Source organism: Streptomyces sp. NPDC058295 (assembly GCF_042880655.1).
Classification (GTDB): Bacteria; Actinomycetota; Actinomycetes; order Streptomycetales; family Streptomycetaceae; genus Streptomyces; species Streptomyces coriariae.
In genome coordinates, this window is the sequence record NZ_JBHVYO010000024.1 from 76,928 (window position 1) to 100,663 (window position 23,736).

General features: G+C 72.4%; 18 protein-coding genes. 10 read left to right on the forward strand and 8 right to left on the reverse strand.

Going from position 1 to position 23,736, the window contains the following annotated elements; all coding sequences use genetic code 11:
* Window positions 1–50 precede the first annotated feature (50 nt).
* Window positions 51–1,193, reverse strand: coding sequence for an AAA family ATPase (locus tag ACFVYS_RS25135; RefSeq protein WP_389505402.1), 1,143 nt, complete (start codon window positions 1,191–1,193; stop codon window positions 51–53).
* A gap of 179 nt (window positions 1,194–1,372) precedes the next feature.
* On the opposite strand from ACFVYS_RS25135, the gene ACFVYS_RS25140 reads away from it, so the two are divergent.
* Window positions 1,373–2,725 (forward strand): SWIM zinc finger family protein, encoded by a 1,353-nt coding sequence (locus ACFVYS_RS25140; protein ID WP_389505403.1) that lies wholly within the window; start codon window positions 1,373–1,375, stop codon window positions 2,723–2,725.
* 77 nt (window positions 2,726–2,802) lie between these two features.
* Complete coding sequence (locus tag ACFVYS_RS25145; RefSeq protein WP_389505405.1) at window positions 2,803–4,413, forward strand: DUF5691 domain-containing protein; 1,611 nt, start codon at window positions 2,803–2,805, stop codon at window positions 4,411–4,413.
* A gap of 254 nt (window positions 4,414–4,667) precedes the next feature.
* Here ACFVYS_RS25145 and ACFVYS_RS25150 read toward each other — a convergent pair whose 3' ends face one another.
* Complete coding sequence (locus ACFVYS_RS25150) at window positions 4,668–5,084, reverse strand: cobalamin B12-binding domain-containing protein (RefSeq protein WP_020132112.1); 417 nt, start codon at window positions 5,082–5,084, stop codon at window positions 4,668–4,670.
* A 500-nt stretch (window positions 5,085–5,584) separates the two neighbouring features.
* On the opposite strand from ACFVYS_RS25150, the gene ACFVYS_RS25155 reads away from it, so the two are divergent.
* Both ACFVYS_RS25155 and ACFVYS_RS25160 read left to right on the forward strand, forming a co-directional pair.
* The gene (locus tag ACFVYS_RS25155; RefSeq protein WP_389505407.1) at window positions 5,585–6,565 is read left to right on the forward strand and encodes an esterase/lipase family protein; all 981 of its coding nucleotides are present in this window, start codon (window positions 5,585–5,587) and stop codon (window positions 6,563–6,565) included.
* A 264-nt stretch (window positions 6,566–6,829) separates the two neighbouring features.
* Window positions 6,830–8,356, forward strand: a complete 1,527-nt coding sequence (locus ACFVYS_RS25160; RefSeq protein WP_389505409.1) for a M23 family metallopeptidase — start codon at window positions 6,830–6,832, stop codon at window positions 8,354–8,356.
* A gap of 129 nt (window positions 8,357–8,485) precedes the next feature.
* On the opposite strand, the gene pcrA is transcribed toward ACFVYS_RS25160, so the two are convergent.
* Entirely contained in the window at window positions 8,486–10,981 is a 2,496-nt protein-coding gene (pcrA, locus tag ACFVYS_RS25165; RefSeq protein WP_389505411.1) for a DNA helicase PcrA, read from the reverse strand.
* Between the two features lie 455 nt (window positions 10,982–11,436).
* On the opposite strand from pcrA, the gene ACFVYS_RS25170 reads away from it, so the two are divergent.
* Both ACFVYS_RS25170 and ACFVYS_RS25175 read left to right on the forward strand, forming a co-directional pair.
* Window positions 11,437–12,606 carry an NlpC/P60 family protein gene (locus tag ACFVYS_RS25170; RefSeq protein ID WP_389505413.1) on the forward strand — a complete coding sequence of 390 codons (1,170 nt, stop codon included), beginning with the start codon at window positions 11,437–11,439 and terminating at the stop codon, window positions 12,604–12,606.
* Between the two features lie 417 nt (window positions 12,607–13,023).
* Window positions 13,024–14,031, forward strand: a complete 1,008-nt coding sequence (locus ACFVYS_RS25175; RefSeq protein WP_389505415.1) for a tellurite resistance/C4-dicarboxylate transporter family protein — start codon at window positions 13,024–13,026, stop codon at window positions 14,029–14,031.
* Here ACFVYS_RS25175 and ACFVYS_RS25180 read toward each other — a convergent pair.
* Complete coding sequence (locus ACFVYS_RS25180) at window positions 14,009–14,365, reverse strand: hypothetical protein (protein ID WP_389505417.1); 357 nt, start codon at window positions 14,363–14,365, stop codon at window positions 14,009–14,011. The two genes, ACFVYS_RS25175 and ACFVYS_RS25180, sit on opposite strands and share 23 nt — an antisense overlap.
* A gap of 459 nt (window positions 14,366–14,824) precedes the next feature.
* On the opposite strand from ACFVYS_RS25180, the gene ACFVYS_RS25185 reads away from it, so the two are divergent.
* On the forward strand, window positions 14,825–15,916 hold the full coding sequence (locus ACFVYS_RS25185) for an NlpC/P60 family protein (RefSeq protein ID WP_389505419.1): 1,092 nt from the start codon (window positions 14,825–14,827) through the stop codon (window positions 15,914–15,916).
* A 57-nt stretch (window positions 15,917–15,973) separates the two neighbouring features.
* Here ACFVYS_RS25185 and ACFVYS_RS25190 read toward each other — a convergent pair whose 3' ends face one another.
* Entirely contained in the window at window positions 15,974–16,720 is a 747-nt protein-coding gene (locus ACFVYS_RS25190; RefSeq protein WP_389505420.1) for a LuxR C-terminal-related transcriptional regulator, read from the reverse strand.
* Window positions 16,717–18,045, reverse strand: coding sequence for a PspC domain-containing protein (locus ACFVYS_RS25195; RefSeq protein WP_389505422.1), 1,329 nt, complete (start codon window positions 18,043–18,045; stop codon window positions 16,717–16,719). The genes ACFVYS_RS25190 and ACFVYS_RS25195 overlap by 4 nt, the downstream gene beginning before the upstream one ends.
* 413 nt (window positions 18,046–18,458) lie before the next feature.
* On the opposite strand from ACFVYS_RS25195, the gene ACFVYS_RS25200 reads away from it, so the two are divergent.
* Together ACFVYS_RS25200 and ACFVYS_RS25205 are read left to right on the forward strand one after the other, a co-directional pair.
* Complete coding sequence (locus ACFVYS_RS25200) at window positions 18,459–19,964, forward strand: PspC domain-containing protein (protein ID WP_389505486.1); 1,506 nt, start codon at window positions 18,459–18,461, stop codon at window positions 19,962–19,964.
* Entirely contained in the window at window positions 19,951–20,211 is a 261-nt protein-coding gene (locus ACFVYS_RS25205) for a hypothetical protein (RefSeq protein WP_389505423.1), read from the forward strand. The genes ACFVYS_RS25200 and ACFVYS_RS25205 overlap by 14 nt, the downstream gene beginning before the upstream one ends.
* A 166-nt stretch (window positions 20,212–20,377) precedes the next feature.
* On the opposite strand, the gene ACFVYS_RS25210 is transcribed toward ACFVYS_RS25205, so the two are convergent.
* Entirely contained in the window at window positions 20,378–20,914 is a 537-nt protein-coding gene (locus ACFVYS_RS25210; protein ID WP_389505425.1) for a DoxX family protein, read from the reverse strand.
* 247 nt (window positions 20,915–21,161) lie between these two features.
* The gene (locus ACFVYS_RS25215; protein ID WP_362268672.1) at window positions 21,162–22,451 is read right to left on the reverse strand and encodes a hypothetical protein; all 1,290 of its coding nucleotides are present in this window, start codon (window positions 22,449–22,451) and stop codon (window positions 21,162–21,164) included.
* A gap of 201 nt (window positions 22,452–22,652) precedes the next feature.
* Between ACFVYS_RS25215 and ACFVYS_RS25220 the strand changes: the two genes are divergently transcribed.
* A complete protein-coding gene (locus ACFVYS_RS25220) occupies window positions 22,653–23,588 on the forward strand; it encodes a DUF4429 domain-containing protein (RefSeq protein ID WP_389505427.1) in 936 nt (311 codons plus the stop codon).
* Window positions 23,589–23,736 lie beyond the last annotated feature (148 nt).

The following is a 23,736-nucleotide window of genomic DNA, read 5'->3' on the forward strand; positions in this document are numbered from 1 at the left end:
GCGGGTCCACGCCCGGATCTCCTCGTTCCCCTCGCTTGCGTCGCTCCCGTTCACGCGCTCACCTCCCGGCAGGCCCGGTAGAAGTCCGTCCAGCCGGCCCGTTCCCGGACGACCGCCTCCAGGTACTCCTGCCAGACGACCCGGTCGGCCGCCGGATCGCGGACGACGGCGCCGAGGACGCCCGCGGCCACGTCCCCCGCCCGCAGCACGCCGTCGCCGAAGTGCGCGGCCAGGGCGAGACCGCCGGTGACGACGGAGATGGCCTCGGCGGTGGACAGCGTGCCGCTCGGCGACTTCACCTTCGTACGCCCGTCGGAGGTGACGCCCGCGCGCAGTTCGCGGAAGACCGTCACCACCCGGCGGATCTCGTCGATGCCGTCGGGAGCGGCCGGCAGGTCGAGGGAGCGGCCGATCTGGTCGACGCGCCGGGCGACGATGTCCACCTCGGCCTCGACGCTCTCGGGCAACGGCAGCACCACCGTGTTGAAGCGGCGGCGCAGGGCGCTGGACAGCTCGTTGACCCCGCGGTCGCGGTCGTTGGCCGTGGCGATGAGGCTGAACCCGCGGACCGCCTGTACCTCCTGCCCCAACTCCGGTATCGGCAGTGTCTTCTCGGACAGGATGGTGATGAGGCTGTCCTGCACATCCGCCGGGATCCGGGTCAGCTCCTCCACCCGCACCGTCGCCCCCTCCGCCATGGCCCGCATGACGGGGCTGGGCACCAGAGCGCCCCGGCTCGGCCCGTGGGCGAGCAGCTGCGCGTAGTTCCAGCCGTAGCGGATCGCCTCCTCGGGCGTGCCCGCGGTGCCCTGCACCAGTAGCGTCGAGTCACCGCTGACCGCCGCCGCCAGGTGCTCGGAGACCCAGGTCTTGGCGGTGCCCGGGACGCCGAGGAGCAGCAGGGCGCGGTCGGTGGCGAGGGTGGACACCGCGACCTCGACGAGGCGGCGCGGGCCCACGTACTTCGGTGAGATCACTGTGCCGTCCGGCAGGACGCCGCCGAGGAGATAGGTGGCGACGGCCCACGGCGACAGCCTCCAGCGGGCCGGGCGCGGACGGTCGTCCTGCGCGGCCAGCGCGGTGAGTTCGGCCGCGAAGGCGTCCTCGGCGTGCGGACGCAATGCTTCCGCCGGCTCGTTCCCACTCGGTTGCACGGACGTCGGATCTGTCGTGGGATCTACGGACACGGACATGGCTGAGGCCCCCTCCAGCTCGGCCGGTTCGGCATCTGGTGTCCACCGTGCACCACGCCACTGACAATGCGATCCGACCTGCGAAAACGTCCTCCCGACCACCCGCGACGGACGGCCGGACGACGGTCGGCGGGCGCTCGCCGACCCGATTGTCAGTGGTGGGATCTACCTTCGATGTCATGACTCAGCAGGGGGTGCGCTGGACGGCGGACCAGGTGCTGGCACTGGCGCCTGACTCCACGTCACGCAAAGCGGGAAGCAAACTCGGCACGGCCGATCCGTGGTCGGGCACGGGCAGTTCGCGGGAGGGGGCGGTATGGGGCCTGTGCGAGGGCAGCGGCGGCACGCCGTACCGGACGGTCGTCGACACCGCGGACGGGACCGGCCCGGCGTACCGGTGCAGCTGTCCGAGCCGTAAGTTCCCGTGCAAGCACGCGCTCGGGCTGCTGCTGCTCTGGTCGGGCGGCGAGGGGGCGACGCCGGCGGGGAGGGCACCGGACTGGGCCGAGCGGTGGATCGCGGGACGCAGGCGTGCGCGGGAGCAGCGGGAGGCCGGCCCCACGGGGTCCGGGTCCGGCCCCGCCGATCCGGAAGGGGCGCGCCGCAGGGCCGAGCGACGCGCCGAGCGGATCACCGCGGGGGCGACGGAGCTGGAGGAGCGGCTCGCCGATCTCCTGCGCTCGGGCCTGGCCACCGCCGAGCAGTCGGGGTACGCGCTGTGGGAGGAGACGGCGGCCCGCATGGTCGACGCACAGGCACCCGGCCTGGCCGCTCGGGTGAGGGAGTTGGGGGCGGTTCCGGGGTCCGCGCCGGACTGGCCGGTGCGGTTGCTGGAGGAGTGCGCGCTGCTCCATCTCCTCGACCAGGGCTGGTTGCACCGTGAGCGACTGCCGGAGGCCCTGGCTGCGACGGTCCGCGCCCGTGTGGGTCTGCCGACCTCCCCGACGGGCCCGCCGGTCCGCGACCACTGGCTGGTGCTCGCCCAGTACGACACGCCGGACCCGAAACTGACGACCCGCCGCATCTGGTTGTACGGCACCGCCTCGGGCCGCACGGCTCTCCTGCTCTCCTACGGCGCCGCGGGCCGCGCACCGGAGCTCACGCTGCCCGTCGGCCTCGCCCTGGACGCCGAGGTGTCGGCACACTCGGGCGCGGGACGACAACGGGTCTCCCTCGGCGAGCAGTTCGCCCCACCCGTCCTCACCGGAACCCGTCCCCCCGGCATGACGACGACCGAGGCGACCGCCCGCTACGGCGAGACCCTGCGCCACGACCCCTGGCAGGACTCTGTCCCGGTGACGCTGGACCACGTCATACCGACCCCGGACGGCGACTCCTGGCAACTGGCGGACGCCGAGGGCGACACGGCGCTGCCGCTCACCCCCGCCGCAGTCTCGCGCCCCGGCCTGTGGTGCCTCGTGGCCCTCTCGGGCGGCGCCCCCGTCACGGTCTTCGGCGAATGCGGCCATCGTGGCTTCACCCCGCTGACAGCCTGGCCGACGGCCCCGGGAGAAGCGGTACGCCTGTGCTGAACCGACACCCCGCAACAGCGACAACAGCCGCACCGGGCGCGACAACCACCACGCCGACGGCAACAGAAGGGAGTCTCATGAACGCCACCCCGCCCCTCCCGCCGCCGCCCGCCTGGGAGGACCTGGTCACCACCGCCCTCCTCGGCACGGATCGCCGTACGCCCCCGGGCGCGGCCCCCGGCCGGGCCGCGCCGGCCGCGCTCTTGGACGCGGCGGCCGCCGAGACCGTACGCCGACGGGCCGGCCTGCGCCCGGGCCGGGCTGCCCCTCGGCCGGCGCCCGCAGCCGAGGATCCCCGTCCGCCGTTGCCCGTCGCGGCGGCCCGCCGGCTCGCCTTCCTGCTGGCCGACCGCCCCGGCACCGGCCCCGGCGGCCGCAGAGGCACCGCACCGGATCTCATGGAGCTGCTGCCCCAGTGGCTGACGGCGGTGAACGCCCGCGGGTTCGCCGCGCCCGCCGAGTCCCTGCCCGCGCTGCTCGACGCGGCGCGCGGACGTACGGACCTGCGCCCGGCGGCGCTGGAGTTCGCCGGACCGCGCGCCCTGTGGCTGGCCCGGCTCAACCCCGACTGGCGGTTCGCGCTGCGCGCGACACCGGGCGGCGGCACCTCGCTGCCGGGCCCCACGGAGACCGAACGCGCCGAAAAGCTCTGGCAGGAAGGCCTGTTCGCCGAGCGGGTGGCCCTCCTGGCGTCGATCCGCTTCCGCGACCCCGACGCGGCCCGCGAACTGCTGGCCGCGTCCTGGTCGACGGAGCGTGCCGAGGACCGGCTGATGTTCCTCGACTCACTGCGCACCGGCCTCGGCCCACGGGACGAGCCCTTCCTGGAACAGGCCCTGACCGACCGGAGCCGCAATGTGCGGGCCACCGCCGCGGAGTTGCTCTCGGCGCTGCCGGGTTCGGCGCTCGCCGCGCGGATGGCGGTCCGGGCCGGCGCGTGCGTGGCCGTCGACCACACCCTGGACACCCCGACGCTCCTCGTGGAGGCCCCGCACGAGTGCGACGCGGGCATGGAGCGCGACGGTGTGTCGGCGAAGGCGCCGCCCGGCCGGGGTGAGCGGTCCTGGTGGTTCGGCCAACTCGTGGAGGCGGCCCCGCTCGTCACCTGGCCGGCGCGCCTGGGCGGCCGTACGCCGGAGCAGATCGTGGCGTTGCCGGTCGCCGACGACTGGCTCGGCGAACTGCACGCGGCGTGGTGCCGGGCCGCCGTCCGGCAGCGCGACGCCGACTGGTCACGGGCCCTGCTCGGGGTGCCGTCGGCGCCGGGCGCGGGCGGGCCGGGCGCGGTCTCCCTCGCCGAACGGGCCAAACTGCTGGGCACGCTTCCGGTGGCCGAACGAGCCGAGTGGGTCGCCGGTTTCATCTCCGCCCACGGCCTCTCGGAGGCGTTCCAACTGCTCGGCGTGTGCCCCGTGCCCTGGGCCACGCCGCTCGGCCGTGCCGTCGTGGACGCGCTCAACATCGCCCGGGACGCGGGCAGTTACCCCTGGAGCTTCAGTGGCGTGATGGGCCTGGCCGAACGTTGCCTCGACCCCGAGGAGGCAACCCGCCTGGACGCCCTCCTGGCAGTCCCGGACGAACCGGAGGACGCCTCCCCGGGCGCCGGCGGCTACTGGGCGGAGGCATTCCAACGACTGGGCAGGACCCTGCGCCTGCGGGCGGTGATGACAGCGGAACTCAACCCCTAGAAACGGCACCCAGGACCCACCACCCGGCACCATCAATCCCGCCCGGCGACTCAGAACCCGGCCCACACCATCCAGCCCACCCGGCACCTCAGGACCGCCGGCCCACACCATCCAGCCCGCCCGGCACCTCGGGAACGCGGCCCACCTGTCCAGCCCGTCCGGCGATTGAGGACGAGGCCCGTTCAGGGCCGACCGGGGTCTGGGGGCAGCGCCCCCGGGGAAGGCCCGCCCAAAGCCACCCGCACCACAACCGCTCAGGCGCCGGCAGGCTGCCGCACGTTCGCCCGGACCCAGTCGACGATCGAAGCGGTGGTCGCCCCCGGCGTGAAGATCTCCGCGACCCCCTTCTCCTTCAACGGCGCGATGTCCGCCTCCGGGATGATGCCCCCGCCGAACACCAGGATGTCCGCCGCGTCCCGCTCCTTCAGCAGCTCGATCACCGCGGCGAAGAGCGTGTTGTGCGCCCCGGACAGGATGGACAGACCGATCGCGTCGGCGTCCTCCTGGATCGCCGTGCCGACGATCTGCTCGGGCGTCTGGTGGAGCCCGGTGTAGATGACCTCCATACCGGCGTCACGCAGCGCCCGCGCGATCACCTTGGCCCCGCGATCGTGGCCGTCGAGCCCCGGCTTGGCCACCACCACGCGGATCGGACCGGCTGCCACACCCATCACTGCCTCCATGAAGCGACTACGTCCATCCTCAACGGCACGGACACCCCGTGCCAGACCGCCCGGGGAAGTGAACGAACGTTATCGCCAGCATCCCGCAACCGGCAGTTTCACGGTGTCGACCGAGGGGGAAATCACACGAAGGGACACTTTCACCGCGCACCGATCCCCCGCGCCACGGGGGAACAGGCGCACCGGGAGCCGCAACGAGGTCGCCGTACCGCCACGCCACAGGCCGCTGGCGTGGCGGTACGGCGCAACGGAAGGCACGATGGGCACGTAGGACAGGTAAGGCACGACAGCGGGGAGCCTCGTCGCCAGACCGGCAGGGCTCCTTGTCGTCATCGGTGTAACGGGTGTCACACAAGCCGTACACGCCCCGCACGCCAGGCCGCGCCCGTCCCACTCCCTGCCGTGCCCGCTCGACCTCCTCCACCGCGACTTCCACGAGGGCACACGGGGGACAGAGAAGTCCTCAGCGTGCCGACAGGAGGTCGGCCATGAAGGTCACCCGGGCACTTCAGCCCTTTCTTCCGCTGTGCCAGCGTCTGCTGCCGGACATGCGGACCCTTCCGGGCATCCTGAACCTCTCCAGCCTCCCGAGCCTGCCGAACCTCCCAGGACTCCCCGGACTTCCCGGCCTGCCGAGCAGACTGGCCGGGCTGTCGCTGACGCTCCTCAAGGCGACCGCCCTGGATCTCGCGATCCTCGCGGGCCACCTGCTCCTCTATCCCTCCGGCATCGCCCAGGAGCGCCGCGCCACGGCCCGCCCCGCGCTGCCCAGGGCGGCCGGCGCCGAGGACCCGGCACAGCTGCCGACCAAGGCCCCGCTCCCGGTCGTCCTGCTGCACGGGTTCATCGACAACCGTTCCGTGTTCGTCCTGCTGCGCCGCAGCCTCGCCCAGCACGGCAGGCACCGGGTGGAGTCGCTCAACTACTCCCCCCTGACCTGCGACATCCGGACGGCCGCCGAGCTGCTCGGCCGGCACGTGGAGGAGATCTGCGAGCGCACCGGCAGCGCGCAGGTCGACGTGGTCGGACACAGCCTGGGCGGGCTCATCGCCCGCTACTACGTGCAGCGGCTGGGCGGTGACGGCCGGGTCAGGACACTGGTCACGCTGGGCACCCCGCACTCCGGCACCCGGGTGGCGCCGCTCGCGAACGCGCACCCGATCGTGCGCCAGATGCGCCCGGGTTCCGAGCTGATCGAGGAACTCTCCCTGCCGGCGCCGGGCTGCCGTACGCAGTTCGTCAGCTTCTGGAGCGACCTCGACCACCTCATGGACCCCCTGGAGTCCGCCTGCGTCGACCATCCCGACCTGTTGGTACAGAACGTCCGGGTGACCGGGATCGGCCACCTCGCCCTGCCCGTCCACCCGGCGGTCGCCACCGGCATACGGCAGGCCCTCGACACGGCACCTACGGGAGCGTCCGCCGGCGCTCGCACAGACACCCAGGCCGACGGCCTCACCGTGGCCTGACCACGCCCTCAGCGACACCCCGCCGCCGCCCCTGACGACCGTCCGACCACCCTTCGAGCGCCCTTCAACCGCCCTTCGAGCGCCGTCCGATATCGAACGCCATTCGAACATAGGGCCAAACCCGCGCCCGCCGTCCCCCGAAACACGGCCGAATGCCCCTTTCCCGCAGGCACGAAACCTGCGGAAGATTGTCGTGCCCGCGTACTGCCGGGTACAGTCGCCGCACTGCTCTGGCAGCCCCTGTTGTCGGCGAAAGAGAAGTTGGTGAACGACCGTCACCCGTCGGGGATCATGACCACCCCGACCCCGGCTTCCGACGCCGCTTCGGCGCACTACGCGTCGTACGGCACCCAGGAAGCCCAGTACGACGGCTTCACCACGCACCACGGCTACGAGACCGGCGCATTCGACGCCGGCGCCCACGCCACCGGCCACTTCACGCCGGCCGACCCGCTCTTCGGTGAACTGCCGGGCGACGGCACGGCCTCCACGACCGGCACGTACGACAACACCCAGTGGGGCACCGGCGGCCACCAGGCCCCGGACACGGGCAGTCACCAGACCTTGAACTACGACGGGTACGCGGCCCAGCACCACGCCGCCTACGACACGGGCGCGTACGACGCCACCGCCTGGTCCACGGATCACCACCAGCAACTGAACGCCGTCCCGCAGCAGGCAACGGCACCGGATGTCAGCGGACAGTGGGACGCGAGCGCCTGGCTCCAGCCCGACCAGTCCGTGAGCCCCGCCGACCAGACCCAGCAGTGGGAATGGGGCACGCAGGCCTTCGACACCGGCGCCTACGACGCCACGCAGTGGAACTCCGACAGCGGCGAGGGCGCCCAGCAGGCCTCCGACGAGCACGAGCAGCAGGCCGAAGTCCCGTTCGACCAGCAGGCCACGGCCACCTTCGAACAGGTCGGGCTCGACGAACACACCCCGGCCGAAGGCGAGTTGTCCGACGACACCCCGCTGCTCCTCCTCGACGACCAGGAGGAGGCGGCCCCGGCCCCCGCGCCGGGCGGGCGGGCGGCCGCCCGTAACGCGAGCCGTTCCCGGCGCCGGATGCCCGCGAAGCGCTCCGCGCTGCTGACCGTGGCCGTGCCCTCGGCCTGTGTGATGGGGGTCGCCGGGATCGCCGCGGCCTCGGTCGGCACGCTGACCGGCGGCGACGACAAGGACACCACGGCCTCCGCCTCGGACGCGCAGCCGGTGAAACCGTCCGCCGCGAACAACAAGCTGGACGCCCAGCTCGAGACCCTCAGCGCCGGGGCCGACGACTTCGCCGACCGGGCCAGCCGGACGCAGGAACGTATCGACCTCAAGACGCAGCAGGAAGCCGAGAAGAAGAAGGCGGCGGCCGAGGCGGCCCGCAAGGAGCGCTTGCGCCCCAAGTACGCCCTCCCGGTCGCGCAGCACGGCCTCAGCGCCTACTTCGGCCAGGCCGGCATCAACTGGATGTCCCAGCACACCGGTATCGACTTCCCCGTCTCCTACGGCACGACCGTGATGGCGGCGACCGACGGCACCGTACGGACGCAGTGGAACAGCGCCTACGGCAACATGATGATCGTGACGGCGAAGGACGGCACGGAGACCTGGTACTGCCACCTCTCCAGCTACCGCGTCTCCTCCGGTACGACGGTCAAGGCCGGCGACCCGATCGCGTACTCCGGCAACTCCGGCAACTCCACCGGCCCGCACCTGCACTTCGAGGTCCGGCCCGCGGGAGGCTCCGCGATCGACCCGCTGCCGTGGCTGCGCAGCCACGATCTCAACCCGACGTAGACGCTCGACCCGACGTGAGCCCGAGCGTGAGGACGACCGCTCGCCGTCAGCGCGTGCAGTGAGCCCCCGCCCCCGAAGCGGGGGCTCACTGCATGCGCACAGTCACGAGCGCGGGCGCGGCCCCGCCCGCTACAGCTTCTCCACCGGCGCGTACCGCAGCAGCAGCCGCTTCGGCTTGATGTCGCCGAAGTCGACCGTCGCCTCCGCGTTCGCGCCCGTGCCCTTGACGCCGACGACCGTGCCGAGACCGAACTGGTCGTGGGTGACGCGGTCGCCGACGGCCAGCGTGACCACCGGCTTGTCGGCGGACCGGCGGGTCGCGAAGCCGGACGCGCCCGCGGCCGAGGAACGCGAGCGGGACGAGGACAGCGAGGCCGCCACACCCGAGACGGGACCGGAGGACACGGGCGCGGTAGCCCCCGTCCGCTTCCAGTCCACATGCGTCGGCGGGATCTCCTCCAGGAACCGGGAGGGCGGGTTGTACGACGGCTGCCCCCAGGCGCTGCGCAGCGCGGAGCGCGTCAGGTAGAGCCGCTCCCGCGCGCGGGTGATCCCGACGTAGGCCAGGCGGCGCTCCTCCTCGAGCTCCTTCGTCTGGCCGAGGGCGCGCATGTGCGGGAAGACGCCGTCCTCCATGCCGGTGAGGAAGACGACCGGGAACTCGAGGCCCTTGGCGGTGTGCAGGGTCATCAGGGTGATGACGCCCGAGCCGTCGTCCTCGTCGGGGATCTGGTCGGAGTCGGCGACCAGGGCGACCCGCTCCAGGAATGCGGAGAGCCCGGCCGGCGTCGTACCGTCGCCCTCCGCCTCGCCGGTCTCCTGCTCGAACTCCAGAGCGACCGCGGCGAGTTCCTGGAGGTTCTCGATCCGGGTCTCGTCCTGCGGGTCGGTGGAGGCCTGCAACTCGGCGAGGTAGCCGGTGCGTTCCAGCACGGCCTCCAGGACCATCGCCGGAGCGGCGCCCGACTCGACGATCGTGCGGAGCTCCTCCATCAGCGCGTTGAACCGCTTCACGGCGTTCGTCGACCGCGAGGCCATGCCGTACGCCTCGTCGACGCGCTTCAGGGCCTGCGGGAAGCTGATCTTCTCGCGCTGGGAAAGGGCGTCGATCATCGCCTCGGCGCGGTCGCCGATGCCCCGCTTCGGCACGTTGAGGATCCGGCGCAGCGGCACCGAGTCCTCCGGATTGGCCAGCACGCGCAGGTAGGCCAGGACGTCCCGGACCTCCTTGCGCTCGTAGAAGCGGACCCCGCCGACGACCTTGTAGGGCAGGCCGACGCGGATGAAGATCTCTTCGAAGACACGGGACTGGGCGTTGGTGCGGTAGAAGACGGCGACATCGCCCGCCTTCGCGTCGCCCGCGTCCGTCAGTCGGTCTATCTCGTCGGCGACGAACTGCGCCTCGTCGTGCTCGGTGTCGGCGACGTAGCCGGTGATGCGCGCGCCCGCGCCCGCGTTGGTCCACAGGTTCTTGGGGCGGCGGGACTCGTTGCGCTCGATGACGGCGTTGGCGGCGGACAGGATCGTCTGTGTGGAGCGGTAGTTCTGCTCCAGCAGGATCGTCGTCGCGTCCGGGTAGTCCTCCTCGAACTGGAGGATGTTGCGGATCGTCGCGCCGCGGAAGGCGTAGATCGACTGGTCGGCGTCACCGACGACGCAGAGCTCGGCCGGCGGTACGTCGTACTCGCCCGGGGGCACGTCGACGGGGTGCTCGGAGGTGCCGACCAGCTCGCGCACGAGGGCGTACTGGGCGTGGTTGGTGTCCTGGTACTCGTCGACCAGGACGTGACGGAACCGGCGGCGGTAGTGCTCGGCCACGTCCGGGAAGGCGCGCAGCAGATTGACCGTCGTCATGATCAGGTCGTCGAAGTCCAGCGCGTTCGCCTCGCGCAGCCGGGACTGGTACATGGCATAGGCCTGGGCGAGGGTCTTCTCGAAGCCGTCGGCGGCCTGGGCGGCGAAGTCCTCCTCGTCGATCAGCTCGTTCTTCAGGTTGCTGATCTTGGCGCTGAAGGACTTGGGCGGGTAGCGCTTGGGGTCGAGGTCCAGATCGCGGCAGACCAGGGCCATCAGACGCTTGGAGTCGGCCGCGTCGTAGATCGAGAACGACGAGGTGAAGCCGAGCCGCTTGCTCTCGCGGCGCAGGATGCGCACGCACGAGCTGTGGAAGGTCATCACCCACATCGCGTTGGCGCGCGGGCCGACGAGCGCTTCGACGCGCTCCTTCATCTCGCCCGCGGCCTTGTTGGTGAAGGTGATCGCGAGGATCTGCCCCGGGTGCACATGCCGCTCGGCCAGCAGGTGGGCGATGCGGTGGGTGAGCACGCGCGTCTTGCCGGAGCCGGCGCCGGCCACGATGAGCAGCGGGGAGCCCGCGTGGGTGACGGCGGCGCGCTGGTTTTCGTTCAGCCCCTCCAGGAGCGCGGCCGCGTCCAGGACGGGGCGCGGGGCGCCGTCGCGGTAGTGGGTGTCCCGGTCCGGGGGCACGTCGAACTTCCCGCCGAACAGATCGTCCGGAACCGACTCCGGTCCGTGATCGTCCTCGGGCGGTGGCGGGGGTTCCTCCTCGTGGGCGCGGGGGCCCTGGAGGTTCGCCAGGAAGCTGTCGTCAAAGAGGCTGCTCATCGCTCTCCGAGTCTAGGGGGCGCCACTGACAACCGGCCGCCGTCCCGGGAACATCTCCCGCCCTCACCCTCCGGGGCACCCCTGTCACGATCCGCGACCCGCACCACCGCGACGCCGACTTCCGGCCAAAGGTCACGAAAATGTATCGGGCATATCGCCCATCAACCTTCACACGGACCACACGAGTTGGCTACCGTGCCGAAAGGCCGTACGACCCCCACCGGCGAACCCCGCCGGACCGCACGGCCTCCGCCGAGTCCGCCGCGTCCGCTCACGCCGACGGAACCGGGGAGTCACCGAGACCTCGGGGTGAATCGGCCCAACGCCCTTCCGGGGGCGGGCCGTAGGGCAACCCTTCCGACACACCTGCCCGAACCCTCCCCCAGTGCCCGACCAGCCTGGGAGAGACCCCACCGCTGACCCGGCAGGCGGAGCACTGGAAGGAGTCGCCTCCCTTGGCGTCGCAGCACCGCAAGCCGCGCTCCGCGGGCGCGCGCGTGGCGGGGATACGCACCCCCGCCCTCGCCACCGCCGCCCTCACGTCCGTGGCCCTGCTCTCCCAGACGGCGAACGCCGCTCCGTCGGACGACGGCAAGCCGAGTCTGGAGGAGGTCGAGAAGAAGGTCGACGACCTCTACCGCCAGGCGGAGTCGGCGACCGAGAAGTACAACGCCGCCAAGGAGAAGACGACCAAGCAGCGCAAGCGCACCGACGGCCTCATGGACGACGTCGCCCAGCGCACCCAGAAGCTCAACGAGGCGCGGGAGGAACTGGGCTCCTACGCCGCGGCCCAGTACCGCACCGGCGCCTCCGCGCCCGACACGGCAGCCTTCCTGCTCGCGGACACCCCGCAGGACTACTTCGACCAGAACCAGCTGATGAGCCGGCTGACCGGCCGCCAGAAGGGTGCGGTCGACGACTACGTCACCGAGCAGTCCGCGACGATGAAGCAGCGCCAGGAGGCCACCGAGAGCCTCGCGACGCTCACCGACGCGCAGCACGACCTGAAGATCGCCAAGGCCACCGTCCAGAAGAAGCTCGCTGCCGCGCGCGAGCTGCTGTCCCGGCTCACGGCCCAGGAGAAGGCGCGCCTCGCGGCGATCGAGAAGCAGCGCCAGGAAGAGGCCGCGCGCAAGGCGGCGGAGCTCGCCCGGCAGCAGGCGGCGGAGCAGGCCGCGGCCCAGCAGGAGAGCGGCGGCGCGTCGGCGGCCACGGGGTCGTCCTCGACCGCCCCCGCCCCCGCCCCCTCCGAGAACCCCGCGTACGCCACCAAGGCCGAGAAGGCGCTCGCCTTCGCCCGCGCGCAGATCGGCAAGCCGTACGTCTGGGGTGCCACGGGCCCCGACTCCTACGACTGCTCGGGCCTCACCCAGGCCGTGTGGAAGGCCGCCGGCGTCACCCTCCCGCGCACCACCTACGACCAGGTCAACGCGGGCACCACGGTCTCGCTCGCCGACGCCCGGCCCGGCGACCTGATCTTCTTCTACGACGACGTCAGCCACGTCGGCGTCTACATCGGCAACGGCATGATGATCCACGCCCCGAAGCCGGGCGCGTACGTCCGCGAGGAGTCCGTCTTCTACGACGGCGAGTCGGCCATCCACAGCGTCGTCCGCCCGGCCTGAGGACACAGGACACAGGGCACCCGGGACCCAGGCGACACGCGCGCGTGGAACGCAGGGGTCACGTGTGCATAGGACAAGCAGGGCCCGCACGCGTGGGACGCAGGGGACACGTACGCGGGGGCCACGCGCGCGTGGGACGCAGGGGAACACGCGGGGCCACGCGCGCGTGGGGCTTCGTCCTCGAGCGACATGACCCACCGCACCCCTGCACCCCACCCCGGACGTGCGCACACCCCCGGCACACTCACCCCCGCCTCCACCGCTGCCCCTGCCCATGCCCCCGCCCCTGCCCCGGAGGCGGGCCGCCGGCGGGACCGCCCCGCGCGCACGCCCCGCGCCCGGCACCCGCGCGCATTTCTGCGCGCCCACGCGCGTGCCCCGCTTCCGCGGCGCGCCGTGCTCCTTAGCATCGGCCGCATGCCAGGCTCCCCCGCCCTCCCGTCGCCGGCCCCTTCCCCGGGCTCCCCGCTCCGCGTCTGGTGGACGCAGCGGCCACCGGCGGCGGGCGCCGCGGTCATGGCGACCGGCATCGTGTCGATCGGGCTGCACCTGACGGGATACGACGTCCTGTCCCGCGTCACCCTGGTCATGGCGGGCGTCGCGTGGGTGGCGCTGGCGGCGGACTTCGTCGTACGGCTGGTGCGCAAGCGCGAGCGGTGGCTGACGGAGGCGGGCACGCCCGGGGCGCTGAACGCGGTGGCGGCGACGACCGTGCTCGGCACCCGGGTCTCCACGCTCGGCCGGCACACCCTCGCCGAGGCGCTGCTGGCGCTGGCGGCGGTGCTGTGGCCCGTGCTGCTCGTGACCGTCGTCCGGCAGTGGCGGCGGGGCATGCCGGGGGTGGTGTTCCTGTGCTGTGTGGCCACCCAGGGGCTCGCCGTGCAGGGAGCGGTCCTCGCCGAGGCGGAGGCTGTGGCCTGGCTCGCGCACACCGCGCTCGTGCTGTTCTGGCTCGGGCTCGTGCTCTACGGCGTCGCCCTGGCCCTCTTCGACCTGCGGCAGGTGGCCGAGGGCGCCGGCGACCAGTGGGTGGCGGGCGGCGCGCTCGCCATCTCGGCGCTGGCGGGGGCGGGCCTCCTCGCGGCCGACGACGGGGGCCTGTACCTGTGGAACGCCGACGACACCGGCGTCCTGCGCACGGTGACCATGGCGCTGCTGGTGCTCGCCCTGGCCTGGTACGCCGTCCTGCTCGTCGCCGAGGTGCGGTGGCCGCGGCCGCGCTACGACATGTGCCGCTGGGCGACCGTGTTCCCGATGGGCATGACGGCGGCGGCGACCCTGTCCGTCGCCGCCGCTGTCGACGTGCCGTCGCTGAAGGGGTTCGGGCAGGTGCTCCTGTGGGTCGCGGTGGCAGCCTGGCTGGTCGTCGCCGTGGCGGCCCTGGCCGCGGCCCGCGCTTCCCTCAGGTCCAGAGCACCGCGATGAAGATGTTCGCCAGGGTGAGCAGCCCGACCAGGGCGAACAGCGGTTTCTTCACCGCCTCTTCGTCCCGCTTCATGTAGACGAGGGCGAGGATGACGATCAGCAGAGCCATCTTCACGCCGATCTTGGCGTTGTCGACGTCCTGGTCGTCCGCCCGGTTGAGGGCGACCAGGACCACACCGGTGCCCAGCATGGCCGCCGCGCCGCGGAGCATCAGTGGGCTGAATCGGGCCGTGCCCTGGCCGCCCATTGCCTTCAACTGCGTGAGGTAGCCGCCCAGGAGCGCGGCGATGCCGATGATGTGCAGGCCGACGAAAAGATGAATGAGTAAGTCCATGAGGCCGGATGCTATTCCGCCGTGCAGGTGTCACGACAGCAGCTCTCCACCATGTCTCAAGCCGCATATATGCGTCCCATAGCACCCGGCCCCTTTCGCGTGTCTCGAAATCGCCGTTTCGGTCAGCGCACCGCGCGAACCCGACGGCCCGGTCCGGATTACCGGGCATTTGTGATCACGCCACGGTCCCCACGAGTCACTTCCGCACTTCGCGTTACCCAACCGTCACAGCCGGGCCTAGCGTCCTCCCCCAGGTGACCGGCTCCCCACCGCCGCCCGGGCCAGGGGCGGCAGTCGGCCACCACCGCCGAGAAGGTCCGGCGGCGTCCCGCTCCCCCTGTGCGGGCCGTCGCCGGACGCGTCAACCGCCCCCCGGGGCCGTCCGTCCGCTCCCACGACGGCTCTCCGGTAGCTGTACGGACGGACGAGGCGGTCGTACGAAAGGACGTGCAGTCCCACGTGGCAGCGCACCGCAAGCCCCGACAGCGCTCGCTCGGCGGCCAGACGGCCCGCACGGCGTTCACCCTCGCTCTCGCGGGCGCCGCGACGGCGACGGCCTTCGACGGGACCGGACAGGCCGAACCGAACCTGACTCCGGTCCAGGTCAAGGCGAAGGTGGCGAAGCTCTACCAGGAGGCGGAGGAAGCCACCGAGAAGTACAACGGCGCCCGGGAGAAGGCGACGGCGGCCGAGCAGCGGCTGGAGGGCCTGCGGGACGAGGCGGCGCGCAAGGAGGAGAAGCTCAACACGGCACGGGAGACGCTGGGTTCGATGGCGGCGGCGCAGTACCGCAGCACCGGACTCGACCCGGCCGTGCAACTGGCCCTCTCCGACGACCCCGACCGCTACCTCGACGGCGCCGCCTTCGCCGAACGGGCCGGGGACCGCCAGTCCGCCGCCGTCACCCAGGTACGCAGACAGCTGCGGGAGATCGAGCAGTTGCGCGGCGCCGCGCGTGTCGAACTGACCTCGCTCAAGACGCGCCAGGCCGAGCTGAAGACCCACAAGAAGACGATCACCGGCAAACTCGACGCGGCGCGCCACCTGCTGAACCAGCTGACGGCGGCGGATCGGTCCCGTATCGGCGAGGGAACGAGCGGCGGCACCGCGAGCGGCCGCGCCTCACGCTCCTCGGCAGACGGACGCGACGGCCTCCAGGCCCCCGGAACCGCCACCTCCGCCTCCACCGACCGAGCCCCCAACTCCCGTGCCGCGGACGCCGTTTCCTACGCCTACTCCAAGCTCGGCAGCCCCTATGTGTGGGGCGCGACCGGACCGAACGCCTTCGACTGCTCGGGCCTGGTCCTCGCCTCGTACCGCTCCGCCGGCGTCTCCCTGCCCCGCACCACCTACGCCCAGATCGGGGCCGGACAGCGGGTCTCCCGCTCCGAACTCCTCCCGGGCGACCTGGTGTTCTTCTACTCCGGCATCACCCATGTCGGCCTCTACATCGGCGACGGCCAGATGATCCACGCACCGAACCCGTCGGCTCCGGTGCGCGTGGCGCCCATCGACGAGATGCCGTTCGCGGGCGCGACACGCGTCGTGTGAGACAGCCCGTTGTGAGATCGCCCGTGTGAGCCCCGCCCCTGTGAGACAGCCCGTCCCTCACACCAGCCGTCGTGCCGTCGCCCAGCGGGTCAGCTCGTGCCGGTTGGACAGCTGAAGCTTGCGCAGCACCGCCGAGACATGCGACTCGACCGTCTTGACGGAGATGAAGAGCTGCTTGGCGATCTCCTTGTAGGCATAGCCCCGGGCGATGAGCCGCAGCACCTCGCGCTCGCGCTGGGTGAGACGGTCCAGGTCCTCGTCGACCGGCGGGGCGTCCGTCGAGGCGAAGGCGTCGAGCACGAACCCGGCGAGCCGCGGCGAGAACACGGCGTCGCCCTCCTGCACCCGGAAGATGGAGTTCACGAGGTCGGTGCCGGTGATCGTCTTGGTGACATACCCCCGGGCGCCGCCCCTGATGACCCCGATGACGTCCTCCGCCGCGTCCGACACGGACAGGGCGAGGAAGCGCACCGGCTGCTCGGCGTCGGCCATCAACGGAGCGCAGCGGCGCAGCACTTCGACCCCTCCGCCGCCCGGCAGATGGACGTCGAGGAGGACCACCTCGGGCCGGGTCGCGGTGATCACCGTGACCGCCTGGTCGACGTCCGCCGCCTCACCGACGACCTCGACGCCGGTCTGCTCGGTCTGGCCGATCTCGGCCTGCACTCCCGTACGGAACATGCGGTGGTCGTCGACGAGGACCACGCGCACATGGCGCCCGCCCGTGCCATCGCCGGAGGACTGCGCCGGCTCGGCCGCCTCCGCCGCTCCCCCTGTGCTGTTCGTGTCGGTCGGGTCGCTCATGACGTCTTCTCCGCCCTCTCCATCTCCAGTTCGACCTCCGTGCCGCCGTCCGGGACGGCCCGCAGTCGCGCCGTGCCCCCGTGGCGCTCCATGCGGCCGATGATCGATTCTCTGACGCCCATGCGGTCGGCGGGTATCGAGTCGAGGTCGAAGCCGGGTCCGCGGTCCCGGACGGACACGAAGACCGTCCTGCCCTCGACTTCGGCGTAGACCTGCACGGCGCCGCCCTCGCCACCGTACTTGGCCGCGTTCACCATCGCCTCACGCGCGGCCTGCATCTGTGCCCCGACCCGCTCGTCGAGCGGGCAGTCACCGACGACCACGACCTCGATGGGGACGCCGTGCTTGTCCTCGACCTCGGCTGCGTTGCGCCGCACCGCGTCGGCGACCGTGGTCGGCTCGTCGGCCTCCTCCTTGCCGGTGCCCTCGGGTTTGTAGAGCCAGGTGCGCAGGTCGCGCTCCTGGGCGCGGGCGAGGCGGCGCACCTCCCCGGCGTTCTCCGCGTTGCGCTGGATCAGGGTCAGGGTGTGCAGCACCGAGTCGTGGACGTGTGCGGCGACCTCCGCGCGCTCCTGGGCCCGGATGCGCATCAGGCGCTCCTCGGAGAGGTCCTGGGTCATTCGGACCAGGTAGGGACCGGCGAGGAGCGTGATACCGACGAGGACGGCGAGGGCCGCCTGGAGCACGGAGCCGAGGTGGGCGGCGGAGCCCTGGAGGACGAAGATGCCGGAGACGCCGGCTGTGACGAGCAGGACGCCGGCGCCCGCGCGCAGAAGCGTGAGCGTACGGCGTCTGCGGCCGACCTCCACCCAGCGGGCCCGGCGCGCGTTGTCCGCCTGGCGCCAGACGAGGGCGACGCCCGCGCCGACGAGGACGGCGGGCAGCAGATACGCCTTGGCGCCACTGCCCAGATTCACGTTGCCCACGAAGACCATGGCGACGACGACCATGAGGAGCAGCGCGACGATCTGCCCCTTGTCCGGTTTGCGGGCGACGAGCCTGCGACGGCCGTCGGGCGCGGTCTCGGTGCCGACGAGCGCCGGGGGCTTCTGCCCGCCGACCCCGCCGACCCCGAGCGGCACGAAGAACCAGAAGGCCGCGTACAGCAGGGCGCCGAGACCGTCCGCCATGAACAGGCCGGCGAAGACGAGCCGCACCCACACCACGGGCAGCCCGAGATGCCCGGCGAGCCCCCGCGCCACGCCCCCGAGCCAGCGTCCGTCACTGCTGCGGTAGAGCTTGCGCGGCGGCCGCGGTTCGACGAGTGGCACTGCTGCGGCTTCCGGCATGCCAACGATGGTCACACGGCCGCCGGTCCCGGGCATCAGGGTTCGCCCCCGAGACGCCCCTGATCTCCGGGACCCTCGCCGGTCGAACGCCTCCCCCGCCCCGGATCAGGGCCGATATCAGGGTCCGACCAGGGTCATTCCGACTGCCGCGAGGGCGGCTCGCCCGCCACCATGGACTCATGACAGATCACCAGCACGCCGCGGACGCCGTGCCCGACGGGGGCACCGCGCCCGACGCGGCCGCCCCGTCCTCCGGCGCCCGGGGCGCCGCGGGTGAGAACCCTCGCGCGCACGAGCGGGCGGGCGCGCACGAGAAACAGGGAGAGGGTGCAGGACGCGGCCCGTCGGAGGGCCCCGACGCAGGCACGCACGCCGGCACGGACGCGGAGGACAGGACAGTGGTCGAGGCGGCCACCGAGGCCGCGACCGCCGCCGCGGCGGCGGCCCGCATCGGCGGCGCGGAAACCAACGGCGGGACGGAATCCGACCACGGTTCGCCGGAAGGAAACCGAGGGCAGGGAGATGGTCCGGGCCCGGGAGCAAGCCAAGGTCCGGGGGCAGGCCAGGGGTCGGGAGCAAGCCAGGGGGCAGGCGGAAGCCAGAGGCCCGGTGGAAACCAGAGGCCGGGCAGAGGCCAGGGACCGGGTGGCCCCCGGGCACCGCAAGCGACCGAAGGGGTCGGTCCTCCGGCCAGGTTCCGGCGGGACCGCGAGCACAAGGTGCTCGCCGGGGTGTGCGCGGGCCTCGGGCGGCAGTGCGACATGGATCCGGTGATCTTCCGGATCACGCTCGCCGTGCTCTCCGCGACCGGCGGCCTCGGCCTCATCTTCTACGGCTTCGCCTGGCTCTTCGTCCCCTACTCCGACGACGAGCAGAACGAGGTGCGCAAACTCCTGACCGGCCGGGTCGACGGCCAGGCTCTCGCGGCCGTGCTGTTCGCGCTGGTCGGCTGCGGGGTGTTCCTGTCGATGCTGAACAACGGCAGCGTGCTGACCTTCGCCGTCGTCGTCTCCTTCCTCCTCGCGGGCGCCGGCTACTGGTCACGGCACCGGGACTCCTCGGATCCCGACCCGCTGGCCGCGCAGGCCGTGGCCGACGCCCCGCCGGAGGCCCAGGCACCGCCCGTCCCCTCCGCCTACCCCTCCTGGTGGCGCGACCCCATCGTCAAGGACGGCACCCACGACGGCGGTACGGGCTATCTCTGGGGCCCCTGGGACGCCCGAGCCCGGGACATCACGGCGACCATCGACGTCGACCTGGTCGGCCATACGCGACGCCCCGAGGACATACGGGCCCCGCACAGGCCGTACACCGGACCGCGCGGCCCTCGCTGGATCGGCGGCTGGCTCTTCCTGCTCGCCGCTGTCGCGGCCGGCCTCGTCACCCGGCTCACCTGGGACGACCACCCGCTCGGCACCAGCCTGCAGGCGGGGCTCGCAGCCGCGCTCATCGTGCTCGGCGTGGGTATCGCGGTCAGCTCGTTCCTGGGGCGGACCGGTGCGGGGTCGGTGTTCCTGGCGATCGTCACGGCGGGCCTGCTGGCCGGTACGGCCGTCCTGCCCAAGGACATCGGGACGCACTGGATCGACACGGTGTGGCAGCCGGCGGCGGTGGCGGACATACGGACGGACTACGACCTGGGCACCGGGGACGGCACCCTGGACCTGTCCCGGCTCGACATCGCGAAGGGACAGACGGTGAGCACCAATGCGGAGGTGGGGGCGGGCCGACTGCGGGTGATCGTCCCGCCGGACGTGACCGTGAAGGTGAGGATCGACGTGGGGCTGGGAGACATCCAGCTGCCGGGCGACGACGAGAAGGATGTGGATGTGCAGCCGGGCAAGCACAAGGAGGTGACCCTGTCGCCGGCCTCGGGTGGCAAGGACGCCGGGACCATCGACCTCGACCTCCAGGTCGGCGTGGGACAGGCGGAGGTGGCCCGTGCTGCGTCATGAGTTCCGGCCAGGCAGGCTGGTCGCCGGCGTCTTCTTCACCCTCGCGGGCGTCATCTACGCAGGTGACGCGGGCGGGCTATGGGAGACGCCGTGGTTCGTGGTGATCCCGGTCGTCACGGCCGGACTCTGTCTGGCGGGCGCGACGGGCGTCGTAGCGAGGAGCATACGCCGACGGCGAAGCCCGTCCCGCAGGACCACCCCGGCCGGGACCGGCCCGGACCCGGCCGGGGTGGTCCCGATCGACTGACGGCCTCACCGGCGGGGGCGGACGGGCTGACCGGCGGAGGGGCAGGCAGACGGGCTGACCGGCGACCGGCTCACTGAAGGACCGGCCGACCGGCTCACCAAAGGACGGGCGGACGGGCTGACGGCCTGGTCCACGCGTCGGTGGGGCCGGTGGCCGGGCGTAGGGCCTACCTGGCTCGGGTCCCGGCTCGCTCTCGCCGCCTGGAGCGCCAGGCGGCGTCGAGGGAAAGGACGGGGGCGCCGGCGAGAACCAGGGGCAGCCAGGCCATCAGGTAGGCGAGGTCGTTGCCGTAGTAGTACGGGTCCGAGGCCCAGCTCACCGTGAGCCACAGGCTGAGCGAGATCAGCGCGCCACCGAGCGCGGCGAGCCGGGTGAGGACGCCCAGCAGGGCGCCGATACCGACGGCGAGTTCGCCGAAGGCCATCGCGTAGCCGAAGCCGACGGGGCTCTTCAGGGCCATGTCGACCAGGGCCGGGATGGCCGAGGAGTCACGGACGGCGCGCATGGTGTCGCCGATCGAACCGGCGCCGCTGTCCTTCAGGAAGGCACCGTCGGTGAGTTTGTCGAGGCCGGCGTAGATGAAGGTGACGCCCAGGAAGATACGCAAGGGAAGGAGGGCGTAACGGGTGGCGGTGTCCCGCCAGTCGCGGCCGCCACCGTCCAGATAGGGGGGATAGGTATCCGTCCGCATGCCGTGAGTCATCGCCCGTAGCCGCCTCTCGCCCGCAGTGGTGGGACCCTCAACAGACCATACGTACGAAATGGGGGGTGCGCTCAACTGTCTGTACGAGCTCTCGGCACCACTGGTTCACTTCGCTCGACCGATTCACTCCGGCCCGTCGGCCCACGCGAGTACGAGGCCCACCCCACCGGAGCCCCACCGGATCAGCCCGGTTCGATCCGGTTCGGGCCAGTCCGGTTCATTCCGGCCCGGCTCAGTCCGGCCCGGCTCAGTCCGTGACGTCGATGGCGTACCGGTTCGTCTCCGCACCCGCGGCCGTGACGACCTGTACGTCCACCCGGCCCGGTTCCACGTCCGCCGGGACGGGGACGGTGAGGACGGCGTCGGTGGGGTTGCTGAAGCCGCCGGTGACCGGCACGAGGGGGACGTGGACATGGACCGGGCCGATGCGGACGACCATGCGGGAGAGCCGGTCGGCGGTCTGGGCGCCGGGCGGGACGAATCCGGCGCCGCGGATCTCGATGTCGTCGCCGGTGCGGATCGGGGCGTCGAGGTCGCCGGCCTCGCGGGAGCGGACGACGGAGAGGATGACGGGACGGCCGCCCTCGGCGTACTTGCCGGCGAGGTAGGTCGCGGCCGAGACCAGGACCACGACCGCCAGGCCCCAGGGGAGGTCGGGCAACTGGTCGGGGCGGCGGGCCAGCCGGACCGCGGCGAAGGCCAGGGCGACGGCACAGATCACGACGTACTGGATGTCGGCGAAGGTACCGCGGCCGGCGTCGTCGGTCAGCAGGTCGGCGGCCCGGGGGCGGTGGGCGCGGACCTTCTGGAGCCGCTGGCCGAGGACCCGCAGGCCGACCACCCGGCGCACCAGCACGGCGATCCCGCAGACGACGGCGAGGACGGTCACCACACCGGCGCCGCGGGACAGATCGAGCCCGGCGAGCAGCGCGTCGCGTTCGGCGTGGCCGGAGGCGGCGGCGAGCCGGCCCACCAGGACCAGCACCGCGTAGGCCACGAGCAGCACCCAGCCGACGGCGACCGCGCGGGAGGTGGAGAGGCGGTTGTCCTCGCCGATCACGGGGGCGAGGGCTCCGCCGCGCGCCCGGTGGAACCAGGAGGCGGCGGTCAGCGCGCCGGCCACGACCAGCGCGGCGAGGAGTCCGGCGGTGCGGGCGTCGGTCCAGCCCGCACCGATGGCGGTCAGGGACTGCACCAGCAACAGCGCCACGACCGACACCCACACGGTGACCGCCGTGCGGAGCCACAGGCGGGACAGCCAGGCCTCGCCCTCGGCGCGGCCGCGTTCGGCGACGAGTTCCGCGGACTGGGTGAGCTCCTCGGAGACCCACTGGCGGGAGGCCGAGACGGAGTGGGCGACGGCGGCCGGCAGGCCGTGTCCGGCCGCGAACCCGTCCCGCTGCACCAGGAACTCCGCCACCGCTCGCCGGTGCCCCGCGCGGGCCCCGTGCGGGCAGTCCCCGCAGGTACAGCCCCCGTCGTGCGTGCCCGGGCCCCTGCTCGACTCCGTGCCCTGTCTCGCCTCCTGTACCGCCATGTCCGACGCCCGCCTTCCCCACGACCCGATCGGATGGCGACCCTCGAAGGACCCTGTCTGGATCCCGGCCGCCGCGCTGAGAACAACTCCCCCGCAATGACAGCGAATTGTGCCCTACGGCACACCCCTTGTTCCCGGCAGGTCTGGTCAGCGCGGGTGAAGCGGGCAGGGCCGTGTTGACCCGGCTGCGAGAATTTCCGTATGGCCGAGATCATCCAGCGTGACGGGACCTGGGCCTTCGACGGCACATCGGTCAGGATCACTCCGGGACTCCACCGCTCCGTACCGCTGTTCCGGCAGACGTACGGGGAGATCACCGTGCCCCTGGAGGCGGTCGCCGGGATCGTCTACGAGCCCGAACGCAAGCGCGGGCGGCTGCGGATGCGGCTGCGTGAAGGGGCGGATCCGCTGCTGCACGCGACCGGCGGCCGGCTCCCCGACCGTGCCGATCCCTACCGGCTCACCGTGGACGTGGACCGTTCGGGGGTCGCCGAGTACCTCGCCGAGGAGGTCCGGCACGCGCTGCTCCTCGACCAGGTCCCGGGCGAGCCGACCAAGGCCTACCTCCTGCCGGGCCCGCCGGTTCCGGTCTCCGTGCGTTCCTCCGACGGCACCGTCTCCTTCGACGGCACCCAGGTGCGGGTCGACTGGGCGGACACCTCGGACCGGGTGAAGCGGGCGACGGGCCCGCGTGTGATCAACGTCGGCGATGTCGTGCGGGTCGAGTGGCTGCCCAACTCCGGTCTGGAGGACGGCTTCCTGCGCTTCGTGACCCGCGAGACGGTGTTCTCGAAACTGCCGGCCGAGAAGGACCCGTACGCCCTGGATCTGTGGGGGAACGTGAGTCGCGACCTGCTGACGGCCCTGGTCGCGACCGCGGTCACCGCGCGTCTCCCGCATCCCTCCGCACACGCGGGTGCGGAGCTGGAGCACGGGCGCGACCAGGAACGTGAGCAGCTGGGCGAGTACGGGGACCTCGCCCGCGGGCGCGGGCTCGCGGCGTCCGTCCCGCCCCCGTCCGACCACCACGACGTACTGCTGCGCCGACTGCGCGAGTTGGGTGAGCTGCACCGGGACGGGGTCCTCACGGACGAGGAGTTCACCCGGACGAAGGCGGTCGTCCTGCGCGGCTTCTAGAACGCGCACCGGCGCGCGACCTCCGTCCGGACACGGTCTCCGTCCGGACACGGCCTCCGTCCAGCACGCGGCCCCTTCAGCGCGCGGCCTGTGGACGCGGGCTGCGCACACGGCTTCCGGACGCGACCTGCGGAGACGACCGCCGGGG

Bases quoted from the DNA above. Each gene is read 5' to 3' on its own strand.
- ACFVYS_RS25135 (WP_389505402.1), bottom strand. From the start codon at position 1,193: ATGTCCGTGTCCGTAGATCCCACGACAGATCCGACGTCCGTGCAACCG.
- ACFVYS_RS25140 (WP_389505403.1), top strand. From the start codon at position 1,373: ATGACTCAGCAGGGGGTGCGCTGGACGGCGGACCAGGTGCTGGCACTG.
- ACFVYS_RS25145 (WP_389505405.1), top strand. From the start codon at position 2,803: ATGAACGCCACCCCGCCCCTCCCGCCGCCGCCCGCCTGGGAGGACCTG.
- ACFVYS_RS25150 (WP_020132112.1), bottom strand. From the start codon at position 5,084: ATGGGTGTGGCAGCCGGTCCGATCCGCGTGGTGGTGGCCAAGCCGGGG.
- ACFVYS_RS25155 (WP_389505407.1), top strand. From the start codon at position 5,585: ATGAAGGTCACCCGGGCACTTCAGCCCTTTCTTCCGCTGTGCCAGCGT.
- pcrA (WP_389505411.1), bottom strand. From the start codon at position 10,981: ATGAGCAGCCTCTTTGACGACAGCTTCCTGGCGAACCTCCAGGGCCCC.
- ACFVYS_RS25175 (WP_389505415.1), top strand. From the start codon at position 13,024: ATGCCAGGCTCCCCCGCCCTCCCGTCGCCGGCCCCTTCCCCGGGCTCC.
- ACFVYS_RS25180 (WP_389505417.1), bottom strand. From the start codon at position 14,365: ATGGACTTACTCATTCATCTTTTCGTCGGCCTGCACATCATCGGCATC.
- ACFVYS_RS25190 (WP_389505420.1), bottom strand. From the start codon at position 16,720: ATGAGCGACCCGACCGACACGAACAGCACAGGGGGAGCGGCGGAGGCG.
- ACFVYS_RS25195 (WP_389505422.1), bottom strand. From the start codon at position 18,045: ATGCCCGGGACCGGCGGCCGTGTGACCATCGTTGGCATGCCGGAAGCC.
- ACFVYS_RS25210 (WP_389505425.1), bottom strand. From the start codon at position 20,914: ATGACTCACGGCATGCGGACGGATACCTATCCCCCCTATCTGGACGGT.
- ACFVYS_RS25215 (WP_362268672.1), bottom strand. From the start codon at position 22,451: ATGGCGGTACAGGAGGCGAGACAGGGCACGGAGTCGAGCAGGGGCCCG.
- ACFVYS_RS25220 (WP_389505427.1), top strand. From the start codon at position 22,653: ATGGCCGAGATCATCCAGCGTGACGGGACCTGGGCCTTCGACGGCACA.